The following is a 25513-nucleotide window of genomic DNA, read 5'->3' as shown; positions in this document are numbered from 1 at the left end:
CGCGCGACGCGTTAGAGGCGGTTCAGCACGTCCATGTTGACCTGGGCGACGAGGAAGAACGCGATATAGCAGACGATCGTGATGACGAACATCCATGAATAAGCCCCGGCAGCCGCGCGGCGAACGGATGCCCCACCCGGCAGGTTGCCGACCTTGAAGTTGTACAGCGTCACGGCTAAAAAGACCGGAATGGTCACCGCCCAGGTCACCATGCACCACGGGCAGAGTACGTCGAGCACGAAGATGCTCTCGCCGATCAGCCAGATCACGAAGATCATCGCGCCGAGAACTCCGATGTTGAGACCGACCCAGAACCAGCGGACGAGGCGGGCGCCAGCGAGGATGACCACGCCGATCGTGATCATGACGCTCCAGGCGGCCAGCCCGATCAGCGAATTGGGAAAGCCCAGAATGGCTCCCTGGGGCGAGGACAGATTCGTCGCGCAGCCGATCAACACACTGAAGCTGCAGCTGAGCTGCGCATTGGGATCCTCCAGCAGGTGGATCTTGTCCAGCGTGAGAGCGAATGCAGCGGCAAACGCGATAATTCCGGCGATGATCAGGAAAAAGGCCAGCCCGGTTGGACGGTGATAACGCTCTGTCTGTGGCACGCTTGTGATTATGCCACCCGCACGGCGTGGCTTTGTGCGATTGCATGCGATAATCATTGGTAGTCGTTGAGCCGCGCTCAAGCAGACGCCACAGTGCTTAACGAGTACAGAGCTTAATGGGCAATAGTCGCCCAGTAGAAGGGTCCCACGACCCGCAGTATTAGCAGCCAGAGCACAGGTCCCCGAATTTACACCGGGGGTCAAAGCCGGGTGCAGCAGTAAAAGATTCGCGGGGATTTCACGCAGGTGAAGACCTCGCACGAGAGACTAACCGGTGGATGGCGCGGTCATTCACAGCGGTCAAGGAGCGCACCAGTGATGGTGGAAGACAACGAAAACAAAAAACGCAAGAGCCTGTTCGGCACTCGCAAGTCAACCCGGAAGGCGCCGGTCACTGTGCCGACCGCTGCGCCAGCAGTCGAAGCGCCCGTCATCGAAGCGCCCGCAATGCCGCCGGAGCCTCCGATTACCAAGGTGGCCATCGCCGAGTACAACAACGTCACCGGAGCGCAGCAGATGACCGACTCCAGCCCAGACACCGCCAGCGCCGACAAGACAGACGACCAGAAGGACGACCAGGCCACAGCCCCGGTTCGACCGTCGTTCTCCCTGCTGTTCCAGGCGCCGGAGATTCTGCCGTTGTCGGCGCGCACCGGTATCCGCTCGTCCCAGCAGCAATCGCACCAGGAGCTGCACGAGCGAGATGACGACGAAGAAGAAGAGGCCACGACGGTTCGTCGTCGGGCCCGTCGTCGCACCGGCGACGAGAACCGTTCGGGCAGCGATGACCCCGCCAATACCGTCGTCAAGGTGCGTGCACCGCGCGAACCCGAACTCATCACCGAACCCCAGCGCATCAAGGGGTCCACCCGGCTGGAAGCAAAGAAGCAGCGTCGCCGTGACGGCCGTGACGCCGGTCGCCGTCGCCCGGTCATCACCGAGGCCGAGTTCCTCGCCCGCCGCGAGTCCGTCGACCGCCTCATGGTCGTGCGCGCCAAGCACAACAAGATCCAGATCGGTGTGCTCGAGGACGGCGTGCTGGTCGAGCACTACGTTGCCAAGAACCAGGACGCCTCGCTCATCGGCAACGTCTACCTCGGCCGGGTGCAGAACGTGCTCCCCAGTATGGAAGCCGCCTTCGTCGACATCGGACGCGGCCGTAACGCCGTGCTCTACTCCGGTGAAGTCGACTGGGACGCCGCCGCCGAGAACTCCGGCAGCAGCAACCAGGCCCGCCGCATCGAGCTCGCGCTCAAGCCCGGCGACAAGGTTCTCGTACAGGTCACCAAGGACCCGATCGGCCACAAGGGTGCCCGCCTCACCAGCCAGGTTTCGCTGCCCGGCCGCTACCTGGTCTACGTGCCCAACGGGTCGATGAACGGCATCAGCCGCAAGCTCCCAGACACCGAGCGGGCCCGTTTGAAGAAGATTCTCAAGGAGGTTCTGCCCGACAACGTGGGCGTCATCGTGCGCACCGCCGCCGAAGGGGCCACCGACGAGCAACTCACCGTCGACGTCGATCGGCTGCGCCTGCAGTGGGCGAACATCGCCGAGCAGGTCGAGTCGGCCCAGGCGCCCGCCGAGCTGCACAGCGAGCCCGACCTGCTGGTCAAGATCGTGCGTGACGTCTTCAATGAAGATTTTCAGCGGATGGTCGTGGCTGGACCCGACGTGCGCTCGACAATTGAGAACTATCTCAGCCAAGTCGCCCCCGACCTGCTCGAGCGCGTGGAAACCTACGAGGGCGAGGTCGATGCCTTCGACGAGTACCGCATCTCGGAGCAGATCGAAAAGGCCCTAGACCGCAAGGTCTGGCTGCCGTCCGGGGGATCCCTCGTGATCGACCGAACCGAAGCCATGACCGTCATCGACGTCAACACCGGCAAATTCGTCGGCAGCGGCGGCAACCTCGAAGAGACTGTCACCAAAAACAACCTCGAAGCGGCCGAAGAAATCGTGCGCCAGCTGCGCCTGCGCGACATCGGCGGCATCATCGTCGTCGACTTCATCGACATGGTGCTCGAAAGCAACCGCGACCTCGTGTCGCGTCGTCTGATAGAATGCCTCAGCCGGGACCGCACCAAGCACCAGGTGGCCGAGGTCACCTCGCTCGGACTCGTGCAGATGACCCGCAAGAAGCTCGGCCTCGGGCTGCTCGAATCGTTCAGCGAGAACTGTGAGTCCTGCGCCGGCCGCGGCATCATCGTGCACCACGACACGGTCATCAAGCACCGCCAGACCGCGCAGCCGCCGCAGGAACGACGCCCGCGCGCCAAGAGCGGAAGCAACGGGGGCACGACCAACGGTGACAGCGCGCACAACTCTGGCCAGCGTGACGGTTCCAACCGCGACCAGCACGCGGGTTCAAATTCATCGTCCGACGCTTCCAAGAACGGGCCGGGCACGCACGGCATAACCGAGGACGCCAAGCATGCCCTCGCGTTGATCGCCGCCCGCACCATTACCCGCACCGGTTCCATCGCCATTGTGACCGCGCCGGATGCTGCCGCAGCTGCGTTCCCGCAGGTTGGCATCGAGCCAGCCGGTACCGAACAGACAGCGATGGATCAGTCGACCGCCGACTTGGCGCAGACTGAGCAGATCAGCACCGATTCGATCAGTACAGAACCGGCCGAACCGACGACAGGCACCGAGCGTTCGCGTGGTCGCCAGTCGCGCTCGCGTGGCCAGGGTGGGCGCGGCCAGCAGTCGCGATCCGAACAGGCACGCGCCCGCCAGGCAGAGCAGGCCGGCACAGCTCAGGCGAACACCGTGCAGACCGAGCAAGCGGCATCCGCTGCCCCGGCCGCTGAGACGGCACTCGTGGCAACACCCGAGCCGGCAGTGGAGTCCGTAGCCACGGAAGCAGCACCGCGCAGCCGCCGCGGTCGCAGCAACCTAGCAGCCGGTGCGCCGGCTGTGCAAACGCCCTCGCCCGAGCAGTCGGAGTCCCTCGACATTCTCGACATCCCGGTGAAGAAGTCCACCCGCAACACGCGGCGCCCCAGCAAGCAGGTCACTGACCAGCTGTTGGACTCCGTACTGGACTCCCTGCCCGAGCCGAAACTGCCCGGCCAGGGACGTGCCCGCAGCCGTCGCGTCACAACCGCCGGTGGTTCCACCGGACAGGCCATCCTGACCGCGACCGGTGCGGCTCCGGTCGCGTCGGCCACCAGTACGAGCCAGCCGGCAACGGGCGAGTAGGTCCCGAGAAAAGTTAGACGGTAACGCAAATCGGCGGGCAGCTCCCTCTCCTGCGGCGATGGCACTTCGGCCTCACTGCAGGGGTGTTGGTGGTGCTCGCCGTTTTCGTCGTGCGGGCCCTGTCGCCGGCCTTCGTCGACGAGCAGTTGAGCGGTTTCTCGCTACCGGACCGAGTGCAGGACACCCTGACCCTCGCGATCAGCGTCATCATCGAGTCGGTGCCGTTCGTTTTTCTGGGTATTCTGCTGTCCGCGGTCGTGCAGGTCTGGCTGCCGCACGGCGTGCTTGCCCGGCATCTGCCGCGCAACCCCATACTGCGGCGGGCGTCGATCTCGCTGCTTGGCATGTTCTTTCCGGTCTGCGAGTGCGGCAATGTTCCGCTCGCTCGCGGATTCATGGTCGGTGGGTTCACCGTCTCCGAATCGATCACCTTTCTGCTCGCCGCGCCCATTCTGAATCCGATCACCATCATCACCACCCACCAGGCGTTCGGCTGGGACGGTCACATCCTGGTGGCCCGGCTGCTCGGCGGGTTCCTTATCGCCAATGTCGTCGGCTGGCTGTTCAGCAAGCACCCGGACCCGCAAAGTCTGCTGACGACGAAGTTCGCGGCGGCCTGTGCTGTCGGTTCCACTAGCGGGCACGATGCTCAGGAGCACAGCCATGAGCATGCCAAGGAGAGCCGGTTCAGCCGAACCACCGAAATCTTCATTCGCGAGACCTCGGTCATCATGCCGGCCCTGTTCATCGGATCGGCCGTGGCCGCCCTTACCCAGGTGTTCGTGCCGCGCTCGGTGCTGCTGGCCCTCGGCAGCAATCCGGTCTGGTCCGTGCTGGCCATGATGGCCCTGGCCTTCATCGTGGCAGTCTGTTCCAACGTCGACGCCTTTTTCGTGCTGTCCTTTGGCAGCACTTTTCTCCCCGGTGGCATCGTGGCTTTTCTCGTCTTCGGTGCCCTGATCGACGTGAAGATGCTGGCTCTGATGCGCACGACGTTCACGAGCCGCACCCTCGTGCAGATCACCGTCGTGGTGGGTCTGATGAGTGCGGCGCTTGGACTGTTGGTGAACTATGCGGCGTAGCCAAATTTCGGGCGGAAGTCAGGTTCTGCGCTATTGGGCTGAGCGGTGGCAGGGGGTTGTGCTCAGCCTCGTCGTCGTTGTGGCGACCTTGTGGCTCGGCCTGAGCGGTCAGCTCGGGCTGTATATCCACCCGCGCTACTTCGTCTTCACGATCGCGATGGCGCTCGTCGGGCTCGTGCTGGTGAGCGCCGGTTTCGCGCGCCGTCGCCACTTCGCGGTGGAACGCACCGGCCGGGTGGAAACGACCCTGACCGGTGTGGGTGTCGTGCTGCTGCTCGTCATGGGTGTCGCCATGGTCGTGGTGCCGCCAACCACACTGACGAGCGCAACCGCTACCCAGCGCGAGGTGAACTCCGGCGGACTCGGCACCGATGATGATGCCGAGCAGGCCGCTGCACTCATCGGTACGGGCGATTTCGAGCAGCTGAGCGTGCGGGAATGGGTGTCGTTGCTCGCGCAATCATCCGACCCAGCGTTTTACTCCGATAAAACCGCACAGGTCACCGGGTTTGTGACCCCCGATTCCAATGATCCGGAGAACGTGTTCTACGTCGCCCGGTTCGTCGTGACTTGCTGCGCAGTCGATGCCCAGCCGATCGGCGTCCCGGTCTATCTGCCCGGCTGGCAGGACGAGTACGAGGTCGATGACTGGGTGCAGGTCACCGGTCGTTTCGACCTGAACGCGAGCGCCGCGGCAAGCGACGCCCTCGCAATCACGCCGGTCGAAATTCTACCCGTTGACCAGCCGAATGATCCCTATGTCTACTGATTTAACAGCGACTGATTTAGCGTCGGCCGGGCAGCTGCGCCCGTTTCGCCGTGCTCTCTGGCTGCTCGTGGGCGGACTGGTGGTCGCCTGCCTCGCCCTCGTCGCAGTGAACCTGAGCAGCGGACCCCGGCTCACTTCCGTTGATGTCGACACCCTGGCCGTCGTTTCCTCGGCCAACCAGCGGCTGGTGCTCGCGACCAACCGCCAGCTGGTGGACGTCACGCGCGACCAGGTGAGCATCGCGCCGACCACGGACTTCCAGCTCACGACGAGCGGCAACTCGGTCGTTATTTCCTTCCCGCAGCCCCTCGCCTACAACACGGACTACACGGTTTCCGTGCGAGGCGTCACCGGGTCGTCAGTTGACCGCCAATCGTCACTCAGCGCAGAATTCAGTACCTCCGAACCGTCGCTCCATTATCTGAGCCGAGCCGCCCCGGCGAGCGGGGCCGAAGCTCGGGGAGTCGACCGCATTCTGCGCACGACGGTCGGTTCCGCCGAGACCGTCGTTGCCTTTGAGTCCGCGAACATTCAGGAATTCGTGCCGATCGGCGCAGAGTTGGCCGTCGTTACGGTCAACTCCGAGCAGGGCAGTAGCGGCCTCACCAACGCGCTCTACCGCGTCGATGCCGACGGCACCGCCGAGGCGCTCAACCTGCCAGGAACGGGGCTCGTTCAGGACCTGCAGGCAGCCCCCGGCCAGTCGCTGCTAGGCTTTCGATTCACCAGCGCAGCGGATACTGCGGGCCCCCGCTACGAAAACGTGCTGTTCGTCCTCGACCTGCGCACCAACGCGTCTACTCCGGTGCCCGGTCTGTTCGGCGATCCGCTCAGTGTCACGACCTGGGATTTCATGGCCGGTCGGGCCGATATCGTCGCGCAGCAGTACGATTCGACGTTGCTGCTGATCAATCCGCTTGACCAGTCCGGGGGCAACCCGCTCGAGAATGAACCAGAGTTCGACGCACCGGTTCCACTCGGTCAGTTCGCCAACCTCACCACGTTCGCCCCCGACGGGGTACGCATCGCGGTCTCCGACCGTGACGGGCAATACGTGCTCGACCTCTCGCAGGGGACAGAGTCGACGATTGTGCCGCAGAGCGTGGAAGGCACCACGCAGTACACCGCCGAGCTACGGTTTCTGGTTGGGACAGACAGAGATACAGAGACCGACCGGTACGTGCAGCGGGTGGCCGAGTTCGATCCCGCGACCGGTGCCGTGCGGCAGTACCTGTCACTCGTTGCGGGGGGCCAGGCGCGCACTGTCTACGCGCCGGTATCCGCTTTGGAAACCATCGTCGGATTCGAGATCTCACCCAACAACCAGTACCTGGCGGTGCAGGTCGTGCCCAACCGCGACAGCGAACTCTCTGACGAATACCCGGTGAATGCCCAGGCGACGGATGCGACGACCCTGTTTGTGAACGTGGCGACCGGTGCGTTGCGCCGCAGCGTACTCGGTTTCGACGCCACCTGGCAGTAGTTGCCGGGTGGCTGACGCCGCGGCTGTTACATTCCGCGTCGCTCCCGAGCGGTCACCCGCAGCCCACTGGCGCGCAACCGCACGATCATCTCGCGAAAAGTGACCGGGAGGGCGCCCGCGGCGACCAACTCGTCGTAGCTGGCTTCCGGCACGTCGTAGTGGTCCAGATCGAATCCGCGCCGCGGAAGGTCGACGGCGGTGGCGAAGGCATGCAATTCGTCAAGATTCAAGTCGCTCACGAGGTGCGCCCATACCGTTCCGTGCGCCGGCCAGCTAGGCTGGTCGATAAGTATTGCCATGATCGAAGTCTACGAGCCGCACAGTGTTTCAGATGTGGTTCGGACACGCCGCGCTGTTGGTTTGACCACGGGTAGCGAATCAGGTAAAGTCAACCCCTGGTGTGCGTTAGGCAAAATCAACGCAAATGCCGAGGTTTTCTGAGTGTGCTGGGCCAACCGGTTCGTGCGCTGCAGTCAATTACAGCAGTCAGTTCACGCTAGTGAATTTTCAGATTCAGAGCCTTGGGCTCCCCAGAGATTGGTACGTAAAGTGGTTTACGCAGTTGTGCGCGCCGGAGGGCGGCAGGAGAAGGTAGAGGTCGGGACCATCGTTACGATGGACCGAATCAAGGCTGACAAGGACGGCATCGTCGAGCTGGCCGCAGTGCTTCTCGTCGACGGCGACAAGATCACCTCTGACGGGGCGTCGCTGGCCAAAATCAAGGTCACCGCCGAGGTTTTGAACAACCTTCGCGGTCCGAAGATCGTCATCCAGAAGTTCAAGAACAAGACCGGGTACAAGAAGCGTCAGGGGCACCGTCAGGAGCTCACTCGCGTTCAGGTTACCGGCATCGCCTAGGCCTGAGGAGATAGACAAATGGCACACAAAAAAGGTGCGAGTTCCACTCGCAACGGTCGTGACTCGAACGCTCAGCGCCTCGGCGTAAAGCGCTTCGGCGGTCAGGTTGTCGGAGCGGGCGAGATTATCGTTCGTCAGCGCGGCACGCACTTCCACCCCGGCGTCAACGTCGGTCGTGGCGGAGACGACACACTCTTCGCCCTGGAAGCCGGCTCCGTGCAGTTCGGTGCCAAGGGTGGCCGCAAGGTCATCAACATCGTGGTGGCAGCCGAGTAGGTTTTCACAGTACGGTGCTTTTCAGCACATCGTCAGGGCGGGCTTCGGTCCGCCCTTACGTGTTTCACAGCGGTGTTGATCAAACACAGCATTGAATTACCGCAGTACTGATTCACCGCAGTACTGATTTACCGCACAACGTTTCATAGCACCTTCGTTTTGAAGCATTTCTTGCGCCACCTGAAAGGGGCACTCCATGGCCACATTCGTTGACCACGTGACGCTGCATTTACGAGCGGGCAATGGAGGAAACGGCTGCGTTTCGGTCAAGCGCGAGAAATTCAAACCTCTCGCCGGCCCGGACGGCGGCAACGGCGGCGGCGGCGGCGACCTTGTGCTCGTGGCCGATCCGAGCACGACCACCCTGCTCGGCTACCACCGCTCACCGCACCGCAGCTCCGACAATGGCGGCCCCGGCATGGGTGACCACCGCAACGGGCACAATGGCGATCTGCGGGAGCTCATGGTACCCATCGGTACCGTCGTCAAGGACGTCGAGGGCAACGAGCTGCTCGATATGAATGAACCCGGGCTGCGCCTCGTCGTCGCGCCCGGCGGCCAAGGCGGGCTCGGTAACGCTGCCCTCGCCTCGACCAAACGCAAGGCCCCCGGCTTCGCCCTGCTCGGCACGCTCGGTTGGGAAGGCGATGTCTACCTCGAGCTCAAGACTGTAGCGGATGTCGCGCTCGTCGGGTATCCCTCTGCCGGCAAGTCCAGCCTCATCGCCGCCATGAGCGCGGCTCGGCCCAAGATCGCCGACTACCCGTTCACCACGCTGCACCCCAACCTTGGCGTCGTCGAATCCGGCGAGTCTCGCTACACCATCGCCGACGTACCCGGACTGATCGAGGGCGCGAGCGAGGGCAAGGGTCTCGGCCTGGAGTTTCTGCGCCACGTCGAGCGCTGCACCGCCCTGCTGCACGTGCTCGACTGCGCTACCCTCGAGCCCGGCCGCGACCCGATCAGCGACCTCGACGTCATTCTCGGCGAATTGGACGCCTACCCGGTGCCCGAGGGTCAGAAGCCGCTGTTGCAGCGTTCACAGCTGGTCGCCCTGAACAAGATCGACGTACCAGAGGGCCGCGAACTCGCCGCCTTCGTCAAGGCCGAACTCGAGGGCCGCGGCTACCGCGTCTTCGAGATCTCCACCGTCACCCATGAGGGCCTCAAGCAGCTCAACTACGCCCTCGCCGGGGTCGTCGAACAGGGCCGCGTCGAGGCAGCTGCTGCCGAAGCGAAGAAGCCGCGCATCATCATCCGGCCCAAAGCCGTCGACGAGGGTGGTTTCGTCATCAAGGTCGAGGGTGGCACCTTCGGCAACATCTACCGCATCCTCGGCACCAAGCCGGAACGCTGGATTCAGCAGACCGACTTCACCAACGACGAGGCCGTCGGCTTCCTCGCCGACCGGCTCGCTAAGCTCGGAATCGAGAACGAACTGTACAAGTCCGGTGCCATCGCCGGCTCGACCGTCATCATCGGCCCCGGCCACGGTGTCGTCTTCGACTGGGAGCCTACGCTTACCTCGACCGCCGAGCTCATCACTGCTCCCCGCGGAACGGACCCCCGCGTCGACGAGCCCAAGCGCCGGACCAGCAACGAACGCCGCGAGGAGTACTTCGGCCGCATGGATGCGAAGTCCTCCGCACGGGCCGAACTCATTCGAGAGCGCGAAGCCGGCATGTGGCAGACTGGCGAAGAAGAGTACAACGAAGACGTGCGCCTCGCCGACGTCAAGGTGGCAGCGGACGGCAGTGTTGCCCCGGCCGACACTAACGCTACGGCCGACACTGATACCGAGGTCGACACGGACACCACGGTCGAAGCCGAAGCCGAAGCGGAAGCGAACGTCGACAGCGAAGCGACGGAAGAAGTTCAGAAGTGACTGGCTTAGCCAGAGAAAACGTCGCGGGCGCGAAACGCGTCGTCGTCAAGGTCGGCTCCTCGTCGATCAGCGGTGATAATTCTGACCAGATCACCCCACTGGTCGACGCGCTGGCTGAGGCCTATGGTCGCGGAACCGAAGTCGTGCTCATTTCCTCCGGCGCGGTTGCCACCGGCATGCCGTTTCTGAACCTAAAAGAACGGCCCGGTGACGTCGCCACCCAGCAGGCGGCCGCTGCAGTGGGGCAGAATGTGCTCATTTTTCGGTACCAGGAAAGCCTGGACCGGTATGGCATCGCCGCCGGCACGGTGCTGCTGACCGAGGGCGACGCTCTCAAAGAGCCGCACCGCAGCAATACCCGGCGTGCGCTGGAGCGTCTGCTCGACCTGCGCATCCTGCCCGTCGTCAACGAGAACGACACCGTCGCCGTGTATGGCCTGCGCTTTGGAAGCAACGACCGGCTCGCCGCACTGGTAGCCACGCTTATCCATGCGGAGCTGCTCATCATGCTCAGCGACGTCGACGCGCTCTATACCAAGCCGCCGCATCTGCCCGGTGCCGAGAAGCTCGATTTCATCGCAGCGGATGACCCGCTCGATGGGTTCGTGTTCAGCTCGAGCGGAGCGACCGGCGTCGGCACCGGAGGAGCGAGCACGAAGGTCGTCGCCGCCCGGCTCGCGACCAAGGCCGGAACCGCCGTTCTGGTCACATCGACCGAGCTGGCCGCGGCTGCCCTGCGCGGCGAGCACGTCGGCACCTGGTTCGAGCCGACGCCCAGCCACGAGCGTCGCGCGCTGCTCTGAGCCTGATTGGGGGCCCGACCCGGCTGCGCTAAACTGCCTCTGGTCGCTTCCGTTGCGTCCCTAATTCTCGCCGGAGGACCAGTTACATGTGCGGTTGCAATCCGTTGGTACGTGCAGTGTTCATGGTTTCCGAGTGAGGGCCCGCTCGCAGGAACTGGTTCGGTCGGCGGCGCGTATCGTCGTCAAAGTGGGGTCCTCGTCGATCAGTGGCGAGAATTCCGGGCAGATCGCACCCCTTGTTGATGCCCTCGCCGAAGCCCATGGCCGCGGCACCGAGGTTATCTTAGTGTCTTCGGGTGCGATCGCCATCGGCATGCCGTACCTGCAGCTGCAGGAACGCCCCACCGACCTGGCGACCCAGCAGGCGGCGGCATCCGTTGGTCAGAATCTGTTGATCTTTCGTTACCAGGACAGTCTCGACCGCTATGACATCGTCGCCGGGCAGGTACTGCTCACCGCGAGCGATCTCGATAACGCCACCCACCGGGGCAATGCCCAGCGGGCGATGGAACGCCTGATGGCGCTGCGGATCCTGCCGATCGTGAACGAAAACGACACGGTGGCGACCCACGAAATTCGATTTGGCGACAACGACCGACTCGCCGCCCTTGTGGCCATCCTGATCGACGCCGACCTGCTGGTGCTGCTCAGTGATGTCGACGCGCTCTACACCTGCCCGCCCCATTTGCCCGGAGCAGAGCGCATCAGCCACGTGGCCTCCGGCGATCCGCTGATCGGCATGGAATTCGGCGCAACCAAGGTCAACGGGGTAGGCACCGGGGGAGCGAGTACCAAAATCACGGCCGCCCGGATTGCCGCGCAGGCGGGAACCGCCGTGCTCGTCACCGCGACCGGTCTCGTGGCTGAAGCGTTGCGCGGCGAACCGGTCGGAACCTGGTTCGAACCCTCGTCGGCACCGTCGGCCCAGCGCATCCGCTGAGGAAATCGAAATAGCCTCTCGACATGCCCTCCGGTAAACTAAAGGGCATGTTGCAGTCACTGAACGATGTCGCCCAACTCACGCCCACCCTTGAGGCCGCTCGCACCGCTTCCCTGTCACTCGCTTCGGCACCGACGGAGGTGAAGAACAAGGCGCTCAAGTTGATCGCCCAGTCTTTGCGGGAAAACGTCACGGCCATCGTCACAGCGAACCAGGTCGACCTCGATGCCGGGACGACCAACGGTCTGATCGCGGGGCTGCTCGACCGGCTCAAGCTCGACGAGCCACGCATCATGGCTCTCGCTGATTCCGTCGACCAGATCGCCCTGTTGACCGACCCGGTCGGCCAGGTCGTGCGCGGTAGCAGCCTGCCCAACGGTATCAAGATTAGCCAGGTGCGGGTGCCGTTCGGCGTCATCGGCGTTATCTACGAGGCCCGCCCCAATGTCACCGTCGACCTCGCCGCCCTCGCCATCAAGAGCGGCAACGCTGTCGTGCTGCGCGGTGGGTCCGCCGCCGAGAACAGCAACCGAGTTCTCATCGACCTCGTACAGGCCGCCATCGCGGCCGCCGGGCTCGACCCAGACTCGGTGCAGACCATCGATCCCTTCGGCCGCGCAGGCGCGACCGAACTCATGAAAGCACGGGGCTACGTCGATGTGCTCATTCCTCGCGGCAGCGCCAACCTCATTCGCACCGTCGTGACCGAGTCTCAGGTTCCGGTCATTGAAACCGGCGCCGGCGTCGTGCACATTTTCCTCGACGAAACGGCCACCAAGCAGTGGGCGATCGATATCGTGCACAATTCCAAGACCCACCGGCCCAGCGTCTGCAACGCCCTCGAAACCCTGCTCGTGCACCGCAGCGCCGCCGAACGACTTCTGCCCGACGTGCTGGGCAAGCTGGAAGCCTCCGGGGTCACGATTCACGCGGATGCCCGCACCCGCGCCCTCCACCCGACCGCAGTCCCGGCCACCGATGATGACTGGGCCACCGAATATATGAGTCTCGACCTCTCGGTTGCAATCGTGGATTCTCTCGATGAGGCGATTGCGCACATCCGTCGCTATTCGACCGGGCACACAGAGTCGATCATCACCAATGACCTGCAGAACGCGGAGCGGTTCCTGAACGAGGTGGATTCGGCCTCGGTCATGGTCAACACCTCGACTCGGTTCACCGACGGTGGCGAGTTCGGTTTCGGAGCCGAGGTGGGTATTTCCACCCAGAAATTGCATGCCCGCGGCCCGATGGGCTTGCCCGAGCTGACCAGCACCAAGTGGATCGTGCGCGGCACCGGGCAGGTGCGCTCGTAGCTTTGGCCAGGTAACTGCTGGCTGCCGCTAGAATGGGTGCGGCGGCGTGAAACGTCGCACCCGTAATTTGGATATGAAGAGCTCGAGTAACGTGCTTTGCCGTTGTGCCTGAATGGAGAACCGATGTCCTTTGTGACTGCCGTGCTGACCGAGGTCGAGCACATCGCCTTGCCCCTGCCCCTGATTGCCTACCCGATGGTGGCGGCCGTGCTGTTTCTCGCCCTGGGCGTCGTGCTGTGGAGCTTTCGCGATGTCTCCAACCGTCACAGTGGCAAGGCCGACGCCTACGCGGCAGCACGCGGCGGACACGGCTCCAGCACCGGTGGCCACTAGAAACCTGATCGTAACGTGACAGTTCGTCGTCCGCGCATCGGCGTGATGGGCGGTACCTTCGACCCCATCCACCACGGACACCTCGTCGCCGCGAGCGAAGTGGCTCAGAGCTTCGACCTCGATGAAGTCGTCTTCGTACCCACCGGGCAGCCCTGGCAGAAAAGCGGTGTGACCCACGGGGAACATCGTTATCTGATGACGGTCATCGCCACCGCGTCAAATCCGCGATTCACCACAAGTCGCGTCGATATCGACCGGGTTGGGCCGACCTATACGATCGACACGCTCCGGGACCTGCACGAGGAACGACCAGACGCCGAACTGTTCTTTATCACCGGAGCGGATGCCATCACGCAGATCCTCGGGTGGAAAGACGTACACGAGCTCTGGCAGCTGGCCCATTTCGTCGCTGTGAGTCGTCCGGGGCATGAGTTGAGCGTTTCGGGTTTACCTAACCAGGACGTAAGCTTATTGGAAGTTCCGGCACTGGCCATTTCGTCCACTGACTGCCGGGCACGGGTCAATCGGGGTTTCCCGGTCTGGTATCTGGTCCCCGACGGGGTCGTCCAGTACATCTCAAAGCATCATCTGTATCGGAGTGTGGCATGACGTTGGGAGAGCCTCAGCCGCTCAGCCGACGTCAGGCGCGTGAACTTGCGCGTCATCAGGAGCCCGTCCCCGTCCTTGACGTGCCCGCGCTGACCCCCGCAGCCCTGCGTCCCGCTGCGCTGGCAGCCCAGGGGAATGCCCCAGCCGCGCGGCGGTCCAGCCGCCATCACACGCCCGACCAGGCCAGCGAACCAGCCGTGCCCGCAGAACCTGAGGCATCCACTGCACCCGTGGAAACGTCGATACCTCCGTCTGTCGTTCCCGCCGCGGAGCACACCCTGAGTCGCCGCGAACTGCGAGCCCTGCAGGCGCGTCAAAACCAATCAGAGCTAGCGGATGCCGTTCCGACAGTGTCAGCGCCAGTCGTACCCGCGACCGAGGTTTCCGAGCACGAGCTGATCGAGGCCGAGCTGATCGAGCCCGAGCTGATCGAGCCGAAGCGGAATGAGTCCACCGGTTGGACTCCGCCCGTCGGTCACTGGTCCGTTGATTCGGGCGAGCAAACGCCGGTGCACGCACCCGAACAGTCGCTAGATGAACTGATCAATCGCGGAATCGGCGCCGGCGGTATCCCGACGACGACGAATGCGCTCATCTTACCGTCGCTTCCGCATCAGGGCCCCAACGTGAGTCCGATCTCCAACACCGGTGAGATCATGATCACGGGATCTTTCGATCTGCCACGCAGCCTTGGCTCGACCGGGGCGCATCCCAACCTGTTTGATTCATCCGAGATGGACCACATGACGGACCAGCTCGATGCGGACCAGCTTGGCGGCGACTCGGCACCGGTCAGCGCCAGTCGCGCCGTGAGTACGCATGCGTCTACTCGCGGCATGCTGACCCCGCCGAAGAAGCAGCGGGCGTCGCTTCCCATGGTTTTGGTCATCACGACCGCGATTCTTGCGGTCAGTGTTCTCACGCTCTTTATCACTGGCTACCTGTCAGGCATTTTCTAGTGCCGCTGCGCGGATCGTTCCCCTCATTTCTGCCGACGCGTCGATATGACGCGTTTTCCTCAGTTCCCCCCTTCATCGCCGCGTGCGCATTCACGCCCCGCGGCATAATCTCAAGGATTCAGTTATGACCACATCGCCTCACGCTCTCGAGCTGCTCAAAATTGCCGTTGCCGCCGCGGATTCGAAGGGAGGCGAAGATCTGGTCGCACTTGATGTGTCCAATCCGCTTCCCCTGGCCGATATCTTCTTCATCGTCACCGGGCGCTCAGAGCGCAACGTCGTTGCCATTGCCGGTGAGATTGAAGACAAACTGATCGAGGCCGGTTACAAGCCGCTGCGTCGTGAAGGGCGCGCTGCCGGACGCTGGGTACTCGTCGACTTCGGTGACCTAGTCGTGCACGTCTTCCACGAGGAAGAGCGCCAGTACTACTCCTTGGAACGCCTCTGGAAGGACTGCCCGGTGATTCCGACCGGGATCCCGGCCAAAGTGGCAGCCGAAGCTGGCGCAGAGGGCGACGTGGAAGAGGTCGCGGAGTAGCTTCGGTTTCGCAGATCACATTCTGTGTTGTAAGCTAACAAAGTTGTTTCGGAGAGGTTTGAAACAACAATCTGGGTCCGTGGCGCAGCTGGTAGCGCACCTGCATGGCATGCAGGGGGTCAGGGGTTCGAATCCCCTCGGATCCACCAAAACAGAAAAAGCCCCGATATTGTCGGGGCTTTTTTGTACTTTTTCCCCGGTTTTCTGAAGCGGGCTGAAGAATGCTGCTATCTTCGTGACAAGTTTTTTCGGGAGTTTCTGCGGGCAATTGCCAGAGTTAGTTGAGTCCACGACCTGCCTGCGCAATAGCGGCATCCTTGCCAGGTTCAAAACTGCCGAAGAAATACCGCGTGGCGGGTATCGGAAAAAGTTTTGGTCAGCGATAATCTCTTAGTGGTTAACCCCACAGGCACGAATTCAATATATGCGTCCCGAATGCATCCCTCATAAATTGGAGATATACAGCATGAAAAAGACCACCGTTCAATTGTTAGATGACCTCGACGGTTCCGTTATCGAGAATGGCTCGGGGGCATCCGTTGCTTTCGCGTTTGAGGGCAACTCCTATGAGGTCGATCTGTCAGAAAAGAATCTCGCTGAATTTCGAGCAGCCTTGAAGCCCTACGCCGACGTTGCCCGCAGAGTTGGCTATGTGCCCGCGAAAGCGCGAGCCGCCAGCGGAGCAAAATCGGATCGTGGTGAGCTCCAGGCAATCCGGGCATGGGCTGCAGCCAATGGCATTCAGGTTTCCGACCGCGGGCGCATTGCCGCGACCGTGCGTGCGGCCTATTCGAGCGCACAGGCCAATTAAGACAGGTTCCGTACTGCACGAGGATTTGCGGTGTCCCTGCCTGAGCGGGGACACCTATTCCGCCTGCTGCGGTCGGTTTCACGTTGGTACGGCCGTTCCTTCCACTGCCCAGTGGTTGATGCGGTCGCGTTACAGTGCCTTTGCGCTCGGTCACGCGCAATACCTGCTGGACAGCTGGCATCCGCTCACTAAGCCCAGCTCGCTCGAATTAGACTCGTCGGTCACTTGGCGTCGGCTCGACATTCTGCGGACCGAGACCGGGGGCATGCTCGATAGCGACGGCGTCGTCGAATTCATTGCCCGCTATCGGCGAGATGGTATTCCTGGGCAGCAGCATGAAGTTAGCCGCTTTCAGAAGGTGGCGGGGCGTTGGTGTTACCTCGACGGCGAATCGGCGGACTGACCTCCCCCGGCAGCGTCTTCCCAGCCATACGTCATAGATTGAATGATATGTCTAACGCCTTCTCCCGCGATATCGCAACCGGTACCGACCCCCGGCACCCGGTGCGTCGCGCGCTGGGTCGGGCACGCGCGTGGGTTGAGGGGCATCCGTATCTGCTCTTCGCCTATCGCCTTGCGGTTGCCCTGCTGGGCACCCTCGTCGTTCTGGTAGGAATCATTCTGGTCCCCCTGCCGGGGCCGGGCTGGCTCATCGTTTTTCTGGGCTTCGCCGTGCTTGGAACGGAGTTCGCCTCGGCTCGACGGGTGGGCGCGTTCCTCAAACGGATCGTCACTCGGGCCTGGGCTTGGTGGCGCGCACGCCGTGATCGCCGCGTTGCGACCTCGATCTCCTAACTCATTCCCCCAGCGACCAGGGCGATCAGAACTTCATCGCGGTAGGTTTACCGGCGAGTGTGCAGAGATGTCGGCGGATGCCTGTAGCGTATTCCTTAAGCGAGCCTCGGTCTGAACTAGGTGCTCGTATTCTGTCCGGCTCCCGTTCGATCTAAACCGTGTTCCATCTTCACACCGTGTCCCTTTCACTCTGAGGAGTCTCATGGAAACCTGGCCCGGAACCGCTTATCCCCTCGGCGCCACCTTTGACGGGAGCGGCACCAACTTCGCCCTGTTCAGTGAAGCTGCCCAACGCGTCGAGCTGTGCCTCTTTGATGAAGACGGCGGTGAGACGCGCGTCGAGGTGAGCGAGTCATCCGCTTATATCTGGCACTGCTATCTGCCGCTCGTGCAGCCGGGCCAGCGCTACGGCTATCGGGTGCACGGCGATTACAACCCTGCAGCGGGCGACCGGCTCAACCCGAGCAAGCTGCTGCTCGACCCCTATGCCAAAGCTACGAACGGGGCCATCGACTGGGATCCGTCGCTGTTCTCCTATGACTTCGACGACCCGGACTCCCCGAACGACGAAGATTCCGCCTCGCACGTGATGCTCGGCGTGGTCGTCAACCCCTTCTTTGACTGGACCGGCGACCGGTCGTTGCGCACTCCATACAGTGAGTCCTTGATCTACGAGGCGCACGTCAAGGGACTAACCAAACTGCATCAGTCGGTACCGAAGACCCAGCGGGGTACCTACGCGGGATTGGCGCATCCCTCGGTCATCGACCATCTGCAGAAATTAGGGGTGACGGCCATCGAACTCATGCCGGTGCACCAGTTCGTGAACGATGGCACCCTCATGGAGCAGGGTCTGAACAACTACTGGGGCTACAACTCGATCGGATTCTTCGCGCCGCACAACACATATTCCTCCACCGGCGATCTTGGTCAGCAGGTGCAGGAATTCAAAGGCATGGTGCGCAGCCTGCACGCCGCCGGAATCGAAGTCATCCTCGACGTGGTCTACAACCACACCGCCGAGGGCAACCATATGGGGCCGACCCTGTCGTTCAAAGGCATCGACAATGAGGCCTACTACCGTCTTATGGACGACGGCAAGCGCTATTACATGGACTACACCGGCACCGGTAACACCCTCAATGTTCGGCACCCGCACGTGCTGCAGCTCATCATGGATTCGTTGCGCTACTGGGTGCTCGAGATGCACGTTGACGGCTTTCGGTTCGATCTGGCCTCCGCTCTCGCCCGAGACCTGTACGAAGTCGACAAACTCTCCACTTTCTTCGAGCTCGTGCAGCAGGACCCGATCGTGTCGCAGGTCAAGCTCATTGCCGAGCCGTGGGACGTCGGGCCCGGCGGCTACCAGGTCGGCAATTTTCCCTCGCAGTGGTCGGAATGGAACGGCAAGTACCGCGACACCGTGCGGGATTTCTGGCGCGGAGAGCCATCTACACTCGGCGAGTTCGCCTCGCGCGTGGCCGGGTCGGCCGACCTGTACGAGCATTCGGGGCGTCGCCCGATGGCCTCGATCAACTTCGTCACGGCGCACGACGGATTCACCATCGCTGACCTCGTGTCGTACAACGAGAAACACAACGACGCCAACGGTGAAGACAACAACGACGGCGAATCGCACAACCGGTCTTGGAACCTTGGCGTCGAGGGTCCTACAGACGACCCCGAGATTCGTGGGCTGCGTGCCCGTCAGGCGCGCAATTTTACTGCCACCCTGTTGCTGTCGCAGGGGGTTCCTATGCTGTTGCACGGCGACGAACTGGGCCGCACCCAACTCGGCAATAACAACAGTTATGCGCAGGATTCCGAACTGACCTGGGTGCACTGGGACGAAGCCGACCTGCCCCTGATCGAATTCACAGCGGCGGTCTCTCGCCTGCGCCGAGAGCACCCGACGTTTCGGCGCAGCTGGTTCTTCGACGGGCGCCCGGGCAAAAGGGTGGCGGGGGAGTCCCTGCCCGACATCGTCTGGCTCAACACCGACGGTGAGCCGATGGCGTCAGAAGATTGGGACGAGAATTTGGCTCGCACGTTGGCCAAGTTTCTCAACGGCAACGGAATCCGCGAACGTGACGCGCGCGGGCAAGACGTCGTCGACGTCAATTTTCTGCTGCTGTTCAACGCGGATGCCGAGGACATCGAATTCAAGCTGCCGCCCGTTGAATATGCCCCGGCCTGGGAGATCGTCGTCGACACCGCCGGTGAGGGGGCCGATTCCATTGCCCGTCCGGCCGGAGCCAGTCAAACGGTAGCTGGTCGGTCCCTCGTGGTAATGCGCGCCTATCACGAACCCGAAGCTAACCCGGATCATTCGGTGGCCGCGTCACTCGCGGGCAACACCGGGTTGATAACCCTCTCGGTCTTGACCTGATGTCGGTGCCGCTGAGTACCTACCGGCTGCAGATCACGGCCGGATTCGACCTTGATGCAGCGGCCAAAATCGTGGACTACGTGGGCTCTCTCGGTGCCGACTGGGTCTACCTGTCGCCGCTGTTGAAAGCCGAACCCGGATCGGATCACGGCTATGACGTGGTTGACCACTCGCTGGTCGACCCGGCCCGTGGCGGTGCGGCGGGGCTCGTCCGGCTTGCGGCGGCGGCGCATCAGGCCGGTCGGGGCGTGCTCGTAGACATTGTGCCCAATCATGTGGGTGTCGCCAGCCCGGTGCAGAACGCCTGGTGGTGGGACCTGCTGCAGAACGGTCAGCAGTCGCGTTACGCCGAGGCCTTTGACGTCGACTGGGCGTTCGGTCATGGCAAGATTCGTATTCCGGTTCTCGGCGATGATGGTTTGGACGGCCGCACGGAACTCGACCGGCTCGAGATCGTGGACGGCGAGCTGCGCTACTTCTCCATGCGTTATCCGCTGGCCTCCGGAACCGCCGACGATGGAGCAAGCCCCATCGTCGTGCACGATCGACAGAATTATGAGCTCGTGAACTGGCGTCGCGCCGACACCGAGTTGAATTACCGCCGATTCTTTGCGGTGAACAGTCTCGCCGGCATCCGGGTCGAGGTGCCCTGGGTGTTCGAGGAATCGCACCGTGAGATCGTGCGCTGGGTACGCGACGGCCTCGTGCAGGGCCTGCGGGTCGACCACCCCGACGGGCTCGCCGATCCGGCCGGCTACCTGGAATCCCTGCGGCGGGCCACCAATGGCTGCTACGTTCTGATCGAGAAGATCCTGGAAGGGCGCGAGGCGGTGCCGGCCAGCTGGGCGACCGCCGGCACCACCGGTTATGACGCCCTCGCCGACGTCGACCGGGTGCTCGTCGATCCGGCCGGCCAAGAGCCTCTCGACGCGCTCGAGACCAGGCTGCAGGGCGTTGCCACCGGCTGGTCCGACTTGGTTTATCGCAACAAGCGTGACGTGACCGACGGCATTCTGCGTTCCGAGGTGCTGCGTATCGCCCGACTCGTGCCGAGCGATGCGGAAAACCTGGAACCCACAATTGAGGCTCTGGCCGACCTGCTGGCCTGGTTTCCGGTCTATCGCTCCTACCTGCCCGTTGGCCTGGAGAACCTGCGCGAGGCGGCTCGCCGCTCGGCCTTCCAGCGCCCGGAACTGCAGTCCGAGATCGACCGGCTGCTGCCCCTGCTAGGCGACCCGGGACATCTGGCCGCAGTGCGGTTTCAACAGACCTCGGGCATGGTCATGGCCAAGGGTGTGGAAGATCGGGCTTACTACCGATTCAGTCGGCTGACCTCGCTCAACGAGGTCGGTGCCGACCCCGACGAGTTCGCTGTGACGGCGCCTGAATTTCACGAGCGGCAGCGCACGCGGCAGGCGGGTTTTCCGCACTCGATGACGACGCTGTCGACCCACGACACCAAACGCGGCGAAGACGTGCGCGCACGCATTGCGGTGTTCGCCGAGATCCCCGCCGAGTGGGAGGCCGCGCTCGGGCAGCTGCGGGCGGCGCATCCGCTCAATGATGCGCCTTTCGAGAATCTGCTCTGGCAAGCCATCGTGGGTGCCTGGCCTGCCAGCAGGGAGCGGCTCGCCGCCTATGCGCTCAAGGCCGCGCGCGAAGCTGGCACGGCGACTACCTGGACGCAGTCGAACGCCGGTTTCGAAGCGGCTCTCGGCGACCTCGTCACGGCCGCCGTCGCGTCGGGGCCGACCCGCGAACTTCTCATCGCACTGGTTGACCGGCTGCAGCAGCCCGGGTGGAGCAATTCACTCACCCAGAAGCTGCTGCAGCTGACCATGCCGGGCGTCCCCGACGTCTACCAAGGCAGCGAGCTGTGGGAGACATCGCTCGTCGACCCCGACAATCGTCGCCCGGTCGACTATGCGCGGCGCCGAGACCTGCTGACCCGCCTTGAGAACGGATGGCTCCCGCCGGTCGACGAGACCGGCGCGGCCAAACTGCTGGTCACCTCCAGCGCCCTGCATCTGCGCCGCGACCGGCCGGACCTGTTCACCCGCTACCTGCCCGTACCCGCCTTCGGCCCGGCCTCGAACAACGTTGTGGCGTTCGACCGCGGCGGGGCGATCACCCTGACCACGCGGCTGCCGATTGGGCTGCATGAGGCCGGCGGCTGGGGCGACACGGCCATCGCCGTGGCCGGTCGCACCGTTGTCGATGTGCTCACTCGCCAGCGCTTTGACGGCCCGAGCCTGCGAGTCGCCGATGTGCTGGCCCGCTATCCGGTGGCGTTATTAGTGGCTGCCGATGACCGAGTCCGCCCGCCCAACCGCATCGGACGATACGCATGAATGAGCAGAAATTCGAGGTCTGGGCACCCGACGCGCAGACCATGCACCTGATGTTGGGTACTAGACGGCTGGAACTTGCCGCGCGCGACGACGGCTGGTGGGAACTCCCGGCATCCGCTCGACCGGCGGTGCACTCCGAGTTCGACTACGGCTTCATCGTGGACGGGCGCGGGCCGTACGCTGATCCGCGATCGCTGCGGCAGCCTGCCGGGGTGCACGCCCTGTCGCGCAGTTTCGATGTGTCGGCCCATATCTGGCAAGACGCCAGCTGGACCGGTCGACAGCTGGCCGGCGCCGTCATCTATGAGCTGCACCTCGGAACGTTCACACCAGAGGGCACCCTCGAAGCGGCCGCCACGCGGCTAGATCACCTGCAATCGATCGGCGTCGACTTCGTCGAGCTGTTACCGGTGAACGCCTTCAACGGCACCCACAACTGGGGCTACGACGGTGTGCTCTGGTACGCCGTGCACGAAGGTTATGGCGGTCCGGCCGCGTACCAGACGTTCGTCGATTCCTGTCACCAGCGTGGTATCGGTGTCATTCAGGATGTCGTCTACAACCACCTCGGTCCGAGTGGCAATTATCTGCCACAGTTCGGTCCGTACCTGAGTGAGGCCGCCGGTAATACCTGGGGATCCTCACTCAACCTCGACGGGCCGCACTCCGACCCGGTGCGCCGCTACATTCTCGACAACGCACTTATGTGGCTCGGCGACTACCACGTCGACGGCCTGCGACTCGACGCCGTGCACGCGCTGCGCGACAGCAGTGCCACCCACCTGCTCGAACAACTCGCCGTCGAGGTCGCCGCGCTCAGCGCTAAGACCGGGCGGCCACTCACCCTGATCGCCGAATCCGACTTGAACGACCCGCGCCTCATTACCTCTCGAGAGGCGAACGGTTACGGCATCGACGCCCAGTGGAGCGACGACTTTCATCATGCCGTGCACGTCGCCCTCACCGGGGAAACCTCGGGATACTACGCCGACTTCGAGCCGCTCGACGCACTGGCCAAGGTACTCACCCACGGGTTTTTTCACGACGGCACCTATTCGAGTTTTCGCGAGCGCACCCATGGTCGCCGTATCGACCGGGAACGGACACCCACCTGGCGGCTGGTCGTCGCTTCCCAGAATCATGACCAGATCGGCAACCGGGCAGTTGGTGACCGGCTCAGCGCCCAGCTGGATGTCGGCCAGCTCGCGATTGCCGCGGCGCTGACCCTGCTCGGGCCGTATACGCCAATGCTGTTCATGGGGGAGGAATGGGGAGCGACGACGCCCTGGCAGTTCTTCACCTCGCATCCCGAACCCGAACTCGGCACGGCAACGGCCACCGGACGCATCAGCGAGTTTGCCCGCATGGGCTGGGATCCGCCGATCGTCCCGGACCCGCAGGACCCGGTGACGCTTGAGCGCTCCAAGCTCAACTGGAGCGAACAGGTCGAGCCCGAGCACGCTCGACTGCTCGAGTTCTACCGTGCGCTGGCGGTGCTGCGCCGCACACATCCCGACGTCACCGATCCCCGGTTCGACCAGATCGCCGTCGAATGTGATGCGGCCGAGGGGTGGCTGCGGCTGCATCGTGGCCGCACCAAGATTCTGATCAACCTCGGCGAGCGTTCGGTGCGCATCCCGGCCGGCGGGGGAGAGATCGTGCTCGCCTTCGCCACCGCTGGCGATGCCTTACAGGGCCGACTGCCCAACGCCCTGCAGCTGGCCCCGCACTCGGTCGTCGTACTGGCTTGATCTGTTCAAACGACGCCTTGGGTCTGGCAAGATAGGGCTGCTGCCTCCAGTCGCAGCCGATTTGACGAGGGACCACGCATGGGATCATTTCTGGCGCCGACAACGGCGGCCGCGCTCGAGCGGTTGCTGACGCTGCAAACGGATGCCGCGGGCTCGTCCCTGGATCGGCTGCGGGCCATCCGCTTGCTGCAGACCGCTCTCGATAATGACCCAGCCACCCTCGCCGCCGTTCGCGGCGCCCTCGCGGACGACGTGCCATGGGATCAGATCGCTGATGCGACCGGACTCAAACCTCCGGCGGCAAAATGGCGTTGGGGCGGCACCGACGACGAGATCAGCGCCCGCCTCGAAGCCGGCCGCAAACGATCCGTGCGGCCGAGCAGCGTGCCGACCGACCTCCCCGGGCTGTCCGTCGCCGATGCAGCGGCCGAACGTGGTGTGAGTGCCCAGGCCATCTACCTGCAGGTGCGGCGTGGCACCCTGGTCAGCCGCACGGTGACCCTGCCCGACGGCCGCAGCTACAAGCGGGTGTTCCCGGCCGGCACGACTGACCCCGATTCCAGCCCCGACCTCAACGGAGACGTCCCACAATGACCAGTACCCCGAACACCCTCACGATTGAGCGCCGCGACGACCGAGTACACGTGCAACTGGACCGGCCCGACGTGCGCAACGCCATCGACCAGAGCATGATCGGTGAGCTGCATGCAATTTGCGCCGAACTGGAGCAGCAGCCGCGCATCCTGATCATCAGCGGCGCGAACGGTGTCTTCGCCTCGGGCGCCGATATCGCCCAGCTGCGTGAACGCCGCCGCGACGACGCGCTGCTCGGCATCAATTCCGGGCTGTTCTCACGCATCGCGAAGCTGCCGATGCCGGTGATCGCCGCGATCGACGGCTGGGCGCTCGGCGGCGGCGCCGAACTGGCCTATGCGGCCGACTTTCGCATTGCCTCCACGAGCGCCCGGATCGGAAATCCAGAGACAGCCCTCGGCATTCTGCCTGCCGCCGGTGCGCTCTGGCGACTGGCCGAGCTCGTCGGTGAGCCGGTGGCCAAGGAGATCATCCTGGCCGGACGCATCCTGAGCGCCCTAGAATGCCTTGCCGTGCATCTGGTCACCGAGCTGCACGACCCCGACGACCTGCTCACTGCTGCCCACGCGCTGGCCGACCGCATCGCCGCGCAGGACCCGCTGGCGACCCGTCTGGCCAAGGAAGTTTTCCACGCTCCGCGGGCGGCACATCCACTCGTCGACAACGTCGCCCAGTCGATTCTGTTCGAATCCGAGGCCAAGTTCACTCGAATGGACGCCTTCCTCGCCCGTCGAAAGCACTGACAGGTTCAGTCCCGCGGGCTGGGGGCGCGGCGGGCGACGGAGTCCTGTCCCCGGGAGATCCAGATGAACGCACCCATAAGTGGAAACGCCGGAATGATGAGCTGCCAGATGGCGACGACGACCACGGCTATAGCGGTGACGGTGCCAATAGACATCGCTACCCATTCCATGATTGCTCGCTTGTTGCGCCCAGTATCGCATCCGCAGTGCATTCGCGCGGGGGTGTGACCCACTCGGCTGTCGCTGCGGCAAATTCAGAACGAGGCCAGACTCGTTCAGCGATAGACGCTAAGCCACCGACAACGCTCCGCCATATTGGGAACAGTCGAGGTTAGGTGCGCCAGGGTGGTTCTGGGCTGGGGGTGTTGGCTGGGTGGGTGTGGGCGGGGCGCCAGGTTTGCGTTGGGTCCCAG

General features: G+C 63.6%; 25 protein-coding genes, 1 tRNA gene and 1 pseudogene. 24 read left to right on the top strand and 3 right to left on the bottom strand.

Features of this window, described 5'->3' with window-relative positions; translation table 11 throughout:
- Positions 1–11 precede the first annotated feature (11 nt).
- Positions 12–611, bottom strand: coding sequence for a vitamin K epoxide reductase family protein (locus CXY71_RS11210; RefSeq protein ID WP_233198266.1), 600 nt, complete (start codon positions 609–611; stop codon positions 12–14).
- A 318-nt stretch (positions 612–929) separates the two neighbouring features.
- Here CXY71_RS11210 and CXY71_RS11205 point away from each other — a divergent pair, with 318 nt between their 5' ends.
- The 4 genes from CXY71_RS11205 (at position 930) to CXY71_RS11190 (ending at position 7149) form a co-directional block, all read left to right on the top strand.
- Entirely contained in the window at positions 930–3815 is a 2886-nt protein-coding gene (locus CXY71_RS11205; protein ID WP_104135695.1) for an Rne/Rng family ribonuclease, read from the top strand.
- A gap of 89 nt (positions 3816–3904) precedes the next feature.
- Positions 3905–4897 carry a permease gene (locus CXY71_RS11200; RefSeq protein WP_368665879.1) on the top strand — a complete coding sequence of 331 codons (993 nt, stop codon included), beginning with the start codon at positions 3905–3907 and terminating at the stop codon, positions 4895–4897.
- Positions 4887–5666, top strand: a complete 780-nt coding sequence (locus CXY71_RS11195) for a TIGR03943 family protein (RefSeq protein WP_104135693.1) — start codon at positions 4887–4889, stop codon at positions 5664–5666. Before CXY71_RS11200 ends, CXY71_RS11195 begins: the two co-directional genes overlap by 11 nt.
- Positions 5656–7149, top strand: coding sequence for a hypothetical protein (locus CXY71_RS11190; protein WP_104135692.1), 1494 nt, complete (start codon positions 5656–5658; stop codon positions 7147–7149). The genes CXY71_RS11195 and CXY71_RS11190 overlap by 11 nt, the downstream gene beginning before the upstream one ends.
- Positions 7150–7175: 26 nt before the next feature.
- Here CXY71_RS11190 and CXY71_RS11185 read toward each other — a convergent pair whose 3' ends face one another.
- Entirely contained in the window at positions 7176–7448 is a 273-nt protein-coding gene (locus tag CXY71_RS11185; RefSeq protein WP_104135691.1) for a DUF4031 domain-containing protein, read from the bottom strand.
- Between the two features lie 250 nt (positions 7449–7698).
- Between CXY71_RS11185 and rplU the strand changes: the two genes are divergently transcribed.
- The 20 genes and pseudogenes from rplU to CXY71_RS11090 all read left to right on the top strand — a co-directional run bounded on the left by rplU (position 7699) and on the right by CXY71_RS11090 (position 25100).
- On the top strand, positions 7699–8007 hold the full coding sequence (rplU, locus tag CXY71_RS11180) for a 50S ribosomal protein L21 (protein WP_104135753.1): 309 nt from the start codon (positions 7699–7701) through the stop codon (positions 8005–8007).
- 18 nt (positions 8008–8025) lie between these two features.
- Entirely contained in the window at positions 8026–8283 is a 258-nt protein-coding gene (rpmA, locus tag CXY71_RS11175) for a 50S ribosomal protein L27 (protein WP_035836705.1), read from the top strand.
- 196 nt (positions 8284–8479) lie between these two features.
- Complete coding sequence (gene obgE / locus CXY71_RS11170) at positions 8480–10168, top strand: GTPase ObgE (protein WP_104135690.1); 1689 nt, start codon at positions 8480–8482, stop codon at positions 10166–10168.
- Positions 10165–10971, top strand: coding sequence for a glutamate 5-kinase (proB, locus tag CXY71_RS11165; RefSeq protein WP_104135689.1), 807 nt, complete (start codon positions 10165–10167; stop codon positions 10969–10971). Before obgE ends, proB (CXY71_RS11165) begins: the two co-directional genes overlap by 4 nt.
- 133 nt (positions 10972–11104) lie before the next feature.
- The gene (gene proB, locus CXY71_RS11160) at positions 11105–11911 is read left to right on the top strand and encodes a glutamate 5-kinase (protein WP_104135688.1); all 807 of its coding nucleotides are present in this window, start codon (positions 11105–11107) and stop codon (positions 11909–11911) included.
- 47 nt (positions 11912–11958) lie between these two features.
- Positions 11959–13227: a glutamate-5-semialdehyde dehydrogenase gene (locus tag CXY71_RS11155; RefSeq protein ID WP_104135752.1), complete on the top strand. Its 1269-nt coding sequence runs from the start codon at positions 11959–11961 to the stop codon at positions 13225–13227.
- Between the two features lie 123 nt (positions 13228–13350).
- Positions 13351–13560, top strand: coding sequence for a hypothetical protein (locus CXY71_RS11150; protein WP_104135687.1), 210 nt, complete (start codon positions 13351–13353; stop codon positions 13558–13560).
- A 15-nt stretch (positions 13561–13575) separates the two neighbouring features.
- On the top strand, positions 13576–14169 hold the full coding sequence (gene nadD / locus CXY71_RS11145) for a nicotinate-nucleotide adenylyltransferase (protein ID WP_104135686.1): 594 nt from the start codon (positions 13576–13578) through the stop codon (positions 14167–14169).
- Entirely contained in the window at positions 14166–15128 is a 963-nt protein-coding gene (locus CXY71_RS11140) for a hypothetical protein (RefSeq protein WP_146072807.1), read from the top strand. The genes nadD and CXY71_RS11140 overlap by 4 nt, the downstream gene beginning before the upstream one ends.
- A gap of 124 nt (positions 15129–15252) precedes the next feature.
- Positions 15253–15666, top strand: a complete 414-nt coding sequence (gene rsfS, locus CXY71_RS11135) for a ribosome silencing factor (RefSeq protein WP_104135684.1) — start codon at positions 15253–15255, stop codon at positions 15664–15666.
- A gap of 73 nt (positions 15667–15739) precedes the next feature.
- A tRNA-Ala gene (locus CXY71_RS11130) sits at positions 15740–15815 on the top strand.
- Between the two features lie 317 nt (positions 15816–16132).
- The gene (locus CXY71_RS11125) at positions 16133–16477 is read left to right on the top strand and encodes an Lsr2 family protein (RefSeq protein ID WP_158253065.1); all 345 of its coding nucleotides are present in this window, start codon (positions 16133–16135) and stop codon (positions 16475–16477) included.
- Positions 16446–16553 (top strand): annotated as a pseudogene (locus CXY71_RS22655) (SEC-C metal-binding domain-containing protein); the annotation flags it as partial. The gene CXY71_RS11125 and the pseudogene CXY71_RS22655, both read left to right, overlap by 32 nt.
- Before the next feature lie 39 nt (positions 16554–16592).
- On the top strand, positions 16593–16880 hold the full coding sequence (locus CXY71_RS11120; protein ID WP_368665882.1) for a YchJ family protein: 288 nt from the start codon (positions 16593–16595) through the stop codon (positions 16878–16880).
- Between the two features lie 47 nt (positions 16881–16927).
- Positions 16928–17272 (top strand): TIGR02611 family protein, encoded by a 345-nt coding sequence (locus CXY71_RS11115; protein ID WP_104135682.1) that lies wholly within the window; start codon positions 16928–16930, stop codon positions 17270–17272.
- A 202-nt stretch (positions 17273–17474) separates the two neighbouring features.
- On the top strand, positions 17475–19661 hold the full coding sequence (glgX, locus tag CXY71_RS11110) for a glycogen debranching protein GlgX (RefSeq protein ID WP_104135681.1): 2187 nt from the start codon (positions 17475–17477) through the stop codon (positions 19659–19661).
- Complete coding sequence (gene treY / locus CXY71_RS11105) at positions 19661–22012, top strand: malto-oligosyltrehalose synthase (RefSeq protein WP_104135680.1); 2352 nt, start codon at positions 19661–19663, stop codon at positions 22010–22012. Before glgX ends, treY begins: the two co-directional genes overlap by 1 nt.
- Positions 22009–23763 (top strand): malto-oligosyltrehalose trehalohydrolase, encoded by a 1755-nt coding sequence (treZ, locus tag CXY71_RS11100; protein WP_104135679.1) that lies wholly within the window; start codon positions 22009–22011, stop codon positions 23761–23763. The genes treY and treZ overlap by 4 nt, the downstream gene beginning before the upstream one ends.
- Before the next feature lie 78 nt (positions 23764–23841).
- Positions 23842–24357, top strand: a complete 516-nt coding sequence (locus CXY71_RS11095) for a hypothetical protein (protein ID WP_104135678.1) — start codon at positions 23842–23844, stop codon at positions 24355–24357.
- The gene (locus tag CXY71_RS11090) at positions 24354–25100 is read left to right on the top strand and encodes an enoyl-CoA hydratase/isomerase family protein (protein WP_104135677.1); all 747 of its coding nucleotides are present in this window, start codon (positions 24354–24356) and stop codon (positions 25098–25100) included. The genes CXY71_RS11095 and CXY71_RS11090 overlap by 4 nt, the downstream gene beginning before the upstream one ends.
- A gap of 5 nt (positions 25101–25105) precedes the next feature.
- Here the strand turns inward: CXY71_RS11090 and CXY71_RS21110 are convergent, their stop codons facing one another.
- Entirely contained in the window at positions 25106–25255 is a 150-nt protein-coding gene (locus CXY71_RS21110) for a hypothetical protein (protein WP_158253064.1), read from the bottom strand.
- Positions 25256–25513: the final 258 nt, after the last annotated feature.

This window comes from Cryobacterium sp. Y62, assembly GCF_002929785.1.
Taxonomy (GTDB): Bacteria; Actinomycetota; Actinomycetes; order Actinomycetales; family Microbacteriaceae; genus Cryobacterium.
Note: the sequence above shows the minus strand (reverse complement) of the source record. Positions and strands in the feature narration are given on the sequence as shown.